An 11462-nucleotide genomic window follows, 5' to 3' on the forward strand; every position below is an offset into this window, starting at 1 on the left:
TTACAATTTATCAAAGTACTCTCGAGAGTCAAAATGAAGAGCCGTATGAGGGAAATCTTCAAGTACGGTTCTGTGAGGGGCCTGCATCATCATGCTAACGCGTGGTGGTGACAGGTCTACTCGACATTAGTATGATAATCCCTACTTGTCAGGTCAGGCCTGAGATTTAGTCATCTGATTATTTTCGTAGAATGAATTACAAATATGATATTTTCAGCCGATAATCAATTGGCTGGTCGTTGGATTGCTCAGATTAATTGCATTAACCTGACGATTTTTCTTTCGGGAGTACTTTGAAATGGTTATTGTTTGGCTCATGTTTGTTGCAAAGGACTTGGCGTATTAAATATTATATGAAACTGCAGAAACAAATTCTAATCCCCGTTATTTTATTTTTAGCTATTCTGGTGGTTGGTTGGTATGTATTGCAGTACACAATTGATCAGGACAACCAAAAGCTAAGCATAAAAACACAGGTTACAGCTGAGCAGGTGGGGATCAGGTTACACGAATTCCTGAATACGCGTATAAGCAGGTTGGGTTTTTTGCGTGAACGAATGGAAAGTGAACCATTTGTTCAGGAAGCAGAATTCAGATCTAAAGCTTTGCTCTTACAACATGAACTCCCAGGTTTTCAGGCAGTTAATTGGATCGATACAGCTGGAATTATCCAGTGGGTTACGCCATTGTCCGCAAATTTACCCGTTGTTGGGGTTGATTTGAGAATGCGCGGAGCAAAAGGTGCCTCCGAATCTTTCAGTCGCGCTCTATTGTATCAGATCGATACAGCCACTGAACCGATTGAATTAATTCAGGGTGGCAATGGGTTCGCAGTTTACTTTCCGATTAAGGTCGATAATAAAGTTACGGGATACATCAATGGGGTCTTTAGACTGGAAAAACTGATCTCACGTTGCTTTGGGAATACTGTACGTGATTTTAATTATGAGGTAATACTTGCCGGACAAAGGGTTTTCCTGCGGGGTGAGGCTCACAATTTTGAAGCACCGCTGCTCGCGGGACGACATAATTTTAATATATTAGGGCAGGCCTGGGAATTACAGATCGTTCCTGGATCCACCAAAGGCGATACGGCCAAGTCTCTGTATTATCTCGCCCTTAGTGTGGTTCTGAGCTTAGCTGTCCTTGTCGCATTTATCACAAGATCCCGGTTAATATCAAAGGAAAAACTGACCAGGGCTCTCAGTACAGCGGAAGAATCAGAGATTAAATTCAGGACTATTTTTGATAAGTCTCCCGCATGCCTGTTGCGCTTTAACCAAAAGGGCTTGTTTACCGATTGGAACAGAGCCGCTGCATCTATCTTTAATTTTGAATTTCCACCCAATACGCGCCGAAATGCATTTGACCTGAAAGGGTTGACCCCCCTTATACCTGCAATAAAAAAAGCTCTCGCTGGTCAGGTTTCCAATTATACCGGGTTCATTGAGATCCAGAGCAAAAAGGTGGAGATAGATGCCGTGATCGAGACGCTTTTATCTGGTGAGGATAGAATTCAGGGCGGCATTATTCTGCTTGAAGATGTAACTGCCCAGAATGAAACAATGCGAGCCAGGGAAGTCATGTTCGAAATCGGTGAACTGACTAACGATATTAAAGAGCTACCCCAACTTTTTAAAGCTATCCAGATCTCGTTGGGGAAAGTTTTGGATACGAGAAATTTTTATGTAGCCTTAGTGGATGAAGAAACGGGTAACTTGAGTTTTCCATATTATGTGGATGAATTTGATTCACCTTTCCCTGAACCAAGGAAGGACGAACGAGGACTATCTGCATTTGTGCTTAACACTGGTGTCCCGATCATACTCAATAAAGAAGAGATACACGCCCTTAATAGGGAGGGTAAAATCGATTTGCTTGGTACTCCTTCTGAGCAATGGTTAGGGTCACCACTTATGGTTAAAGGCAAGCCAATAGGAGTTATGGCTGTTCAAAGCTATTCAGCTGATACAATTTTTGATGGGAATGATATGGGGATGATGAATTTTGTCTCAGACCAGATCGCAATAACAATCAAAATCAATATCGAAGATGAAAAACTTAGACAGTCTGAAGCTATGCATCGTCAACTTTCTACAAAATTAAATGACTCAAACAATATCAAGGCGCTTTTGTTGGATATCATCACTCATGATCTAAAGAACCCAGCCGGGGTGATCTCCAGTGTTGCTGACATGTTAGTTATGGAGGATGAGGTCAGTGAGGAGGTCATGCTGATCAAGGACAGTTCCGATGCACTTCTGAAGGTTATTGAGAATACAACTGCTCTTGCCAGGATCACACTAGGTGAAAAGATAGCCATGGAGCAGATCGACCTAAGCCAGTTGGCTGTCAATATCACAGGTGAGTTTTTATCCAGCTTCAGCGGACAAGGGAAACCATTAGAGATAAATATTGATCAAGACCTGGTTTGTGAAGCCAACCCGATCATTGCTGAAGTATTCAGGAATTATTTAAGCAACGCCCTTAAATATGCTCCACAGGGGAAAAAAGTTATCTTCAATCTGAAGGACAATGATGATGAGATCGAATTTTCTGTGAGTGATCTGGGAAATTCGATCCTGGGTGAAGACCAGACTAATATTTTTGAACGTACCGTACAGTTGGCAAATGGGAAATCAAGAGGAAGTGGGCTTGGATTAGCTATTGTAAAACGGATAGCTGCCGTTCACGGAGCTGCTGTTGGCATCTATTCAAATGAACCTACCGGTAATGTTTTTTACATGAGGTTGCCAAAGCTTAGTAAGGCTCGAACTGAAATAATCTAGATGGGAAGTATCTTGAAATGAGTACGATGAAATCTGTTCTGGTTGTTGAAGATGATTTTGCTTCCAGACAGTATCTGCTACTGTTACTGAAAAAACTTGAATATGCTTCACTTGCAGCAGAAACAGGTGAGCAGGCAATAGAGTTAATGAAGGATAAATCAGTTGATATCATGCTGTTGGATATTGCCCTGGGTCCGGGGATCAGTGGCATTGAGCTTGGGGCCACACTCAAGCAGGAAGATCGTTTTGAAAGCACCCCCATGGTGGCTGTCACAGCCTTTTCAAAAGACAAATTGCAAAGTCTGAATGAAGCCGGTTTTGCAGACTATATGTCTAAACCTTATACCATTGTTCAACTAAAAGAGCTTTTGGAAAAGTACCTTGATCAATAGCGTGACCTGCTCGACCATGAGGCCGAGAGTATGCATTTCTATGGCATGCAGAATCCTGATCAGGTAAAGTAAATTATTAAGTCTCGATCTAGACCGATAAGTTTAACTGTATTTCACCACTTCGAAAATTATGGATAACTCCCCCTCGTAGTATTTGAGCCTCACCAGTTTCAGTAATACCCAAAAATTGACCTTCTTGGATGGTGTTGTTATAACTCCATTGAATAGGCTCATTGATCTTGAATGCGACCTTATTCCATTCCTTCGCAAGATCCGCAGCGCGGTCAAGTAAGTCGATATTGTTGAAGAATACCTGCACTATGTTTTTTAACACCTGCTCTCTATCAGGCTTTTCCCACCCGGCCAGGTGCAGGGAGGTGGCTGTCTGTTGGATAGATACTGAAAAATCAGTCAGACGATGCTCCAGATTGATTCCGATCCCGATAGTTGCCGAGACTGCAGTTGCTCCTGCCCACTGTACTTCGGTTAAGACTCCGCCACACTTACGATTCCCAATTATGATATCATTGGGCCATTTTAAAGAGATATCCACATCCATCAGGGTCGTGAGAGATCTGCAGATAACGATACCAACGTAAAGAGATAAAAGTTGAAGATCATGTTTTAATACTGTAGGACTACCCAGTAATAATGACATCCAAAGCCCTAAACCAGCTTCTGATTCCCAATGACGACCATATTGCCCCTTGCCCAGGGTTTGCTCATTGCTGATGAAAAGAATATTGTGTCCGACAAATTCAGAGCGACGACGATAAGCTTCCTGATTTGTAGAATCCAGAGTTTCAAAGATTAAAATATCGTCTAGCTCAGGGTGTATACGGTTATGAGAGATCATTCTGACGTTCAGAGACATCAATCCAAATTCGAGTGGGGTAATTCAATCGATGTGTTACGTTGGATATGGATGGGAGTGTCAGTTGCCACGATACTCACCAAAGACAGAACGTAAGGTATTAGAAATTTCTCCCAGGGAAGCGTATTCCCGGACTGCAACCAGGATATAGGGGAAAAGGTTCTCATTATCCTGTTGAGCCGCTCGCTCCAACCTCGATAATGCGATCTGAACGGCTTGCTGATCACGATCACATCTGATTTTTTCAAGGCGGGCCAACTGTCGCTTGGTAGCTTCTGTACCCAATTCCAGGGTCTCTGGCTGGAGATTTTCCTCCATGACAAACTGGTTTACACCAACGATTATGCGTTCCTGCTTTTCGACCTCTTGTTGGTACTGATAGGCACTGGCGGCGATTTCGTTCTGGAAGTAACCCAGCTCGATTGCTTTTACAGCGCCACCCATTTCATCGATGGTTTTGAGGGTGTTGAAAACCTCGTGTTCCAGGTTATCCGTGAGCTCTTCGATTACCTCTGATCCGGCCAGAGGATCGACATAGTTGGTCACACCACTTTCAAAGCCAATGATCTGTTGTGTCCTCAATGCCAGTCGGGCAGATACTTCTGTTGGTAACGCCAGCGCTTCATCACGTGAGTTTGTGTGAAGAGACTGAGTGCCACCCAACACGGCTGCCAATGCCTGCAAGGTTACCCGCACCACATTATTGTCGATCTGTTGCGCAGTCAGAGTTGAACCACCGGTCTGAGTATGAAACCGACACATCATCGCTTTGGGGTTGGTGGCTCCGAAACGCTCTTTCATGATCCTGCCCCAAATACGCCTGGAAGCTCTGAACTTGGCGATTTCCTCCAGCAGATCGTTGTGGGCATTCCAGAAAAAAGACAGTCGGGCACCAAATTTATCTACATCAAGACCAGCTTTCAGGGCTGCTTCTACATAAGCTATCCCATTTGCAAATGTAAAAGCCAGTTCCTGGGCTGCGGTAGAGCCGGCCTCGCGGATATGATATCCGGAAATAGAGATAGTATTCCAATTGGGGATATGTTCATCGCAGTATGAAAAGACATCCGTGATAAGTCTCAAGGAAGGTTGCGGTGGATAGATATAGGTTCCCCGGGCAATGTATTCTTTTAAGACATCATTCTGGATAGTACCTCGTAATTTGTCTGCCTTCACACCCTGTTTTTCAGCTACCACTTGATACATGGCTAACAAGATAGCTGCTGTCGAATTAATAGTCATGGATGTAGAAACCTTATCCAGAGGTATTCCTTTAAATAGGATCTCCATATCTGCCAACGTGTCGATGGGGACACCCACTTTGCCGATCTCACCGTCAACCAGTGGAGCATCTGAATCATAGCCGATCTGAGTCGGTAGATCAAATGCTACTGAAAGTCCGGTTTGTCCCTGCTCCAGCAAGTAGCGATAGCGAGCATTCGAATCCTCAGCACTGGAAAAACCGGCGTATTGACGCATGGTCCATTTCCGGGACCGATACATATCGCTGTAAATTCCGCGAGTGAAGGGGTATTGACCGGCTTTTTCTCCTGCATTGCTCATGATCTAGCACTCTCCATAACTGTTTTCTCAATACCTATCGACAATCTCAGCGTTTTTTACGAGAAGCGATCAACCTGTTACAGGCCTCGTTCAGCTTTGATCTGCTGATAGGCTTCGTTGATTGCTTTAAATTTTTCTTCGGCCATTTTCTGAAAATCAGGTCCCAGGTGCTGGACCTTATCCGGATGAAACTTGGCAGCCATGAAGCGATATGCTTTCTTAAGTTCCTGGTCACTGGCCGAAGGAAGGATTTCCAGGATCTTATAATAAGAATGTGTTTCCTTCACAAAGATAGCCATGATGGCATCCATATCAGCTGTGTTCAGTTGCAACTGTTGACCGATCTCACGAATCAGCTCAATTTCGCTGGCATGCACATGGCCATCAGCCTGACTGATCCCGAATAGCACATGTATCAGTTGCAGTTTTTCAGCAGTATTCATGTGATTGTTGATCTGGCTAGCCACTTCATAAATGAAATAGTCCTGCTCCAGAAGATTTCTGAGGAGCACCAACATTTCCTGGGCATTATCCCGCCCAAAACTCTTGATCAAAAATTGTTTAACATAGTCCAGCTCAGCTTTGACGACTTTACCATCAGCTTTCATTACAGCAGCTAACAGCACTAATAGTGCGATTGCAAAGTCCCCTGGTCTGGTCTGCGCCGATGAACGGAGAGTGCTGGTTTGTGAAGTACTTTGAGCTCCCTCATATTGACTTCCCAGCCACCAGCCGATCAATCCTCCGATCGGACCGGCAAAAGCCCATCCGAGACCTGCTCCAAACATTCTACCAAACATATATTACTCGCTTATTTTATTATTTAATCTCAATGATATCTGTTCCCTTTTCAACGGTTTGACCTGTTTTAACACTAATCTTCACTATAGTGCCGGAAACCGGTGCTTTGATCTCGTTTTCCATTTTCATGGCTTCCATAAGAAAGATAGGATCACCTTCTACAACTTCATCACCGACACTCTGAAAAATTTTGGTGATCAGTCCCGGAATCTGAGCACTAACCAGTCCGGCTTTAATCTCTTGCATGGCATCCCAACCCAGCTCCCTCAAGTGTAGGTGAACCGCGTCCAGCAATTCCATGACCAGAGGAGTGCCATTCACATTCACCCGTTGATCGTCTTTAGAGCAGATACTAACTACGAAGGAACGATTATTCATAAGTACGCTATAGATCCCAGGCTGAACCAGAACTGCTTCAAAATCCAGTTGCCCAGATTCAGATTTGATAATCAGCTTGTCATCCTGAGTCTGGAAATCCACCTGAAGGGTTATTCCGCCACCATTGATCTCAAAATTCATCTGCGGGTTCTCCCTTGCTGTGCTTGGACCCAGTTTGATCTGACTGGGTCAGTTGAAACGTCTCCTTGTGAACGGTGCTTAAGCTGATTACGATGGTGATAAAGAGTAGCACCTGCAACGGTTAACACTTCATCTGTTGAGCTGGAAAGTTCTTGATGCAATTCAGATCTATAGGTAGAGTAGAAATGAGTATCATAGGGACCTTCACGAAAGACCGGATGCCGGACGACTGAACGGCAAAACTGAATGGTGGTTTCGATGCCACCAATATAGAATTCACGCAAGGCTCGTTCACACCGGTTCAAAGCAGCCTCGCGATCCTCAGCCCAACAGGCCAGTTTACCCAACAGGGGATCATAATAAGGCGTGATCTCCATGTCCTGTCTGATAGCGCCGTCAAAACGGGTTCCAGGGCCATCAGGGATCTGCAGCATGATGATCTTACCGGTAGAGGGTGTAAAGTCCTGAGCAGCATCCTCAGCATAGATACGACATTCTACAGCATGACCTGAGATTGTGACCTTGGCTTGCTTCAGTGACAATTCTTGCCCGTCAGCGATACGAATTTGCTCTGCGACAAGATCAATTCCAGTGATCATTTCCGTGATGGGATGTTCAACCTGTAAGCGGGTATTCATCTCCAGAAAATAAAAATGCTTATGCTTGTCTACCAGGAACTCAACCGTACCAGCACCCACATAATTGCAACTACGGGCAGTTGCTACTGCTGCTTGCCCCATGCGCTTTCTGATTTCGGCATTAATGAAAGGCGAGGGTGATTCCTCAATGACCTTTTGATAACGTCGTTGGATTGAACATTCACGTTCATTCAGATGAATAATATTGCCATGTTGATCAGCCAGGATCTGGAATTCAATATGATGAGGCTCTTCCAGGTATTTTTCAATATACACCCGATCATCACCGAATGCAGACTGGGATTCACGCTGCGCCTGAGCCACTGCGTCATTGAAGGTTTCAGCTGATTCCACAATTCGCATTCCTTTACCACCACCGCCCCCGGCTGCTTTGATCAGCACCGGAAATCCGATTTCCAGTGCTATTGTAAGCGCTTCTTCCACGTTACTGATCGCTTCCTCAGTGCCTGGCACCACGGGTACATCAGTTCGTAACATGGACTGACGTGCCATGGTCTTATCACCCATGGTTTTGATCGCTTCAGCAGGCGGACCAATAAACACAATTCCAGCATCAGCAACCTGTTGAGCAAAGTCAGTATTTTCAGAGAGAAATCCATAGCCGGGGTGAATGGCATCGGTACCGGATAATCTGGCAACTTCCAGAATCTTATCATAGCGTAAATAGCTCTCATTGGAGGGGGCTGGCCCGATCAAGTAGGCTTCATCGGCAAATAGAACATGGGGAGCTGTACGATCTGCTTCCGAGAAAACAGCGACTGTTTCAATTCCCATTTCCCGACAGGTTCGCATGACCCGCAAGGCGATTTCCCCTCGATTAGCCACCAGAATCTTTTTAAACATTTATTTAGCTCCTATTCAAGTTCTACCATCTCACGGAATTCAGCTTCAGTTAATACTTTGATACCTAGTTTCTTTGCCTTCTCCAACTTGGATCCAGCTCCGGGTCCCGCTATCAGATAATCTATTTTCTTACTGACAGTTCCAGAAGTGGATCCACCATGGGACTCGACCATCTCTCGAGCCGTATCACGATTGAAATACTCTAACTTACCTGTGAAAACAAAGTTCAAGCCGGCCAATAATCCTTCAGTTGCGGCTGAGATATCCAGTTGGGGGTTCAAGCCCTGGTTGACCAGGCGGGCGATCAGTTTCTGATTATCACTATCCCTGAAAAATTCTACCAGACCTTTAGCAACTATGGGACCGACTTCGTGGGTTGCTTCAAAAGTTTCCGAATCGGTTTTGGAAAGTTGACTCAGTGACCCAAATTTACTGGCCAAAACCTTGGAAATATGTTCTCCCACATTCCGGATACCCAGACCGTGGATCAGACGCCACAGATCCACTGACTTACTGGCCTGAATGGCTTCCATAATATTGTCAGCCGATTTTTCAGCCATGCGCTCCAGGTTTGCAAGCTGCTTAGAATCAAGTGTGTAAATATCAGCAATGCTGTTGATCAGATTCGTGTCCACCAATTGGGCTACAAGTTTAGATCCAAAACCATCGATATCCATACAACGCCTGGCTACAAAATGTTCAATGCGGCCCTTGATTTGAGCAGGACATGAGATATTTTGACAATAGTGTTTGGCTTCGCCCTTTAACCGCACAACATGACCTTCACATACCGGACACCTTTCTGGGATCAAATAGGGCAGCGTATTCTCAGGGCGTTTGTCCAGGATAGTTTTTACGACTTCGGGGATGACATCACCAGCACGCTGAACAACAACAGTATCACCTTCCCGAACATCCTTTCGATCGATCTCATCCTGGTTATGCAGGGTAGCCCGCGCCACCATAACGCCGCCTAATTGAATCGGCTCCAGGTTAGCCACAGGTGTAATGGCACCGGTGCGACCCACACTGGGCTCAATGCTGATTATTCTGGTGATCTCCTGGCGGGCTTTGAATTTTCCGGCAATTGCCCAGCGGGGAGACCTGCTGCGGATGCCCAATTGGTTCTGGGCAGCCAGATCATTCACTTTGCATACCGTTCCATCAATATCATAAGCCAGGGATTCACGGTCGATCTCAAGCTGCTGGTGAAATTGAATCACTTCAGTGATCCCGCTGCAAAGTTTAGTGCGATCATTCACAGGGAAGCCCCAATCCTGCAGGGCTTGAATAAAATCAAGGTGAGTAGGAACCTGGAAGTCGGTGATACGTCCGGCAGCGTAAATATTGACCTGGAGCTTTCGAGTTGCGGTAATTCGTGAATCCAGTTGGCGTAGGCTTCCGGCGGCAGCATTTCGAGGATTGGCGAAAACTGCTTTCTCTGCATCTAATTGACGGTGATTAAGATCTTCGAAATCTCTGTGGCTCATAAAGACCTCGCCTCGTACCTCCAGGTAGGGTGGAATTAGCCTGATATTATCCCGTAAGCGGAGAGGGAGTGATCTTAAAGTTTTTAGATTTTGAGTGATATTTTCACCAACGAAGCCGTCTCCCCGGGTTGAGCCCGCCGTAAAAATGCCATCCACGTAGATCAATTCCACACCCAGGCCATCTAATTTTGGTTCGATGACATACGCTATTCCATCGAGTTCCAGATCCTTGCGCACGCGGGTATCAAAGTCGATCAGTTCTTGAGTATTCATGGCATTCTCAAGGGAGAGCATGGGAGTACTGTGGGTCAGTGGTTCGAATCTCGAGCTGGAAAGGCTACCTACCCGTTGAGAAGGGGAATCAGGTCGGGTAAATTCAGGGTAAGCTGTTTCCAGCTCTTGTAGTTCACGTAAAAGTGAATCATAGGCAGCGTCAGATGTGCTGGGATCATCCAGGATATAATAGCGGTGATTGTGATCGTTCAGGACGGTGATCAGTTCATGGATCCGGGCTTCAGCTTGCTGTTGATTCATAGGCCAAAAATGTAATCGCCGGGGTGTAAAAAAAAACGCTCCTTTTCGGAGCGTTTTTGAAATTGTTTTCGGAAGAGAAGCTTATTTGGTCAACGAATCCATTTGCTCTACGACAAAATCGCCATGTTCCTTATCTTCAGGAATCTCCAGCATACCTTCTCTGAAACGCAGGGAAGTGCCTTTATCTTTTCTTATAGGCAGGATATAACGTACCATTTTTTTATGGGTACGTATCTTACCGCGTACTTTATCTCCGAATGCTTGTGCTTTTGCCATTTTCTTTTCTCCAGTTCTTTAGCGGGGCGAAACTAAACGGCTCATGGGCTGATTGCAAATATTTTTGTGGAGTGTTTGATTAGAAATCTCCCAATAAGATCGTGAATTATACCATTTGTACTTCAAACTGCGCGTTATCTTCTTCATCTTTTTACAGTTCTGCTTCACTTAAAATTATGGCTCATCGTCAGAATGCGTACCTGGGGTCATAGGAAGAAGCGTCAAAGTGGTGAATGAGACCTAATTTATCTGCTAAAGAAATATCCCGAAGGGATTAAATATGAATAGCTACGGGTGCAACCCGTAGTACTAGAATCAAGAAACAGATCAAACTCTGAAGGAGTTTAACCCTGTCAACCGAGACACCCAAATATTGTATCAGATCATATTCTCTGCACAGGATGATTTAATTGAATACGTTAAAAACCGGGAGAAGCACGGTCAGAAACAATCATTTATTGAGGAACTTAGAGAACTTCTGATAAACCATGAAAAAGCACGCATATTTCATGAGGGCGTACAAAAGTTGCATTTCTTTATGAAATATGCTGGATAGAGTTTGATGAAAAAAATTTGCTTTAGTATTGTTCAACCCCAGGGAATCTGGATCTGAGTAAAAAATGAAAGCTTCCTGACAATCCAACTAAGTCTGAGGTACGCATTTAGGGGATGAGCCAAAATTATAACCATAGCTACCGCTATGGTTATAATTTTAAGCTTAC

At 44.7% G+C, this 11462-nt stretch carries 9 protein-coding genes; 2 read left to right on the forward strand and 7 right to left on the reverse strand.

All coding sequences use genetic code 11. The annotated features are described in order from the left end of the window. Positions 1-353: 353 nt before the first annotated feature. Positions 354-2789 carry an ATP-binding protein gene (locus U9Q77_08875; protein ID MEA3287470.1) on the forward strand — a complete coding sequence of 812 codons (2436 nt, stop codon included), beginning with the start codon at positions 354-356 and terminating at the stop codon, positions 2787-2789. Positions 2790-2806: 17 nt separating this feature from the next. Beyond that, complete coding sequence (locus tag U9Q77_08880; GenBank protein ID MEA3287471.1) at positions 2807-3181, forward strand: response regulator; 375 nt, start codon at positions 2807-2809, stop codon at positions 3179-3181. 88 nt (positions 3182-3269) lie between these two features. Here the strand turns inward: U9Q77_08880 and U9Q77_08885 are convergent, their stop codons facing one another. The 7 genes from U9Q77_08885 to U9Q77_08915 all read right to left on the reverse strand — a co-directional run bounded on the left by U9Q77_08885 (position 3270) and on the right by U9Q77_08915 (position 10740). Next, positions 3270-4037, reverse strand: a complete 768-nt coding sequence (locus tag U9Q77_08885; GenBank protein MEA3287472.1) for a biotin--[acetyl-CoA-carboxylase] ligase — start codon at positions 4035-4037, stop codon at positions 3270-3272. Positions 4038-4115: 78 nt separating this feature from the next. After that, positions 4116-5618, reverse strand: coding sequence for a methylmalonyl-CoA mutase family protein (locus tag U9Q77_08890; GenBank protein MEA3287473.1), 1503 nt, complete (start codon positions 5616-5618; stop codon positions 4116-4118). Between the two features lie 77 nt (positions 5619-5695). Further along, on the reverse strand, positions 5696-6418 hold the full coding sequence (locus U9Q77_08895) for a TerB family tellurite resistance protein (protein MEA3287474.1): 723 nt from the start codon (positions 6416-6418) through the stop codon (positions 5696-5698). 19 nt (positions 6419-6437) lie between these two features. After that, positions 6438-6938 carry an acetyl-CoA carboxylase biotin carboxyl carrier protein subunit gene (locus U9Q77_08900; GenBank protein ID MEA3287475.1) on the reverse strand — a complete coding sequence of 167 codons (501 nt, stop codon included), beginning with the start codon at positions 6936-6938 and terminating at the stop codon, positions 6438-6440. Continuing rightward, entirely contained in the window at positions 6935-8440 is a 1506-nt protein-coding gene (gene accC, locus U9Q77_08905) for an acetyl-CoA carboxylase biotin carboxylase subunit (GenBank protein ID MEA3287476.1), read from the reverse strand. Before accC ends, U9Q77_08900 begins: the two co-directional genes overlap by 4 nt. Before the next feature lie 11 nt (positions 8441-8451). After that, positions 8452-10464: an NAD-dependent DNA ligase LigA gene (ligA, locus tag U9Q77_08910; protein ID MEA3287477.1), complete on the reverse strand. Its 2013-nt coding sequence runs from the start codon at positions 10462-10464 to the stop codon at positions 8452-8454. An 81-nt stretch (positions 10465-10545) separates the two neighbouring features. After that, the gene (locus U9Q77_08915) at positions 10546-10740 is read right to left on the reverse strand and encodes a hypothetical protein (GenBank protein ID MEA3287478.1); all 195 of its coding nucleotides are present in this window, start codon (positions 10738-10740) and stop codon (positions 10546-10548) included. Positions 10741-11462 lie beyond the last annotated feature (722 nt).

Source organism: Candidatus Neomarinimicrobiota bacterium (assembly GCA_034716895.1).
Lineage (GTDB): Bacteria > Fidelibacterota > UBA8477 > UBA8477 > JABMPR01 > JABMPR01.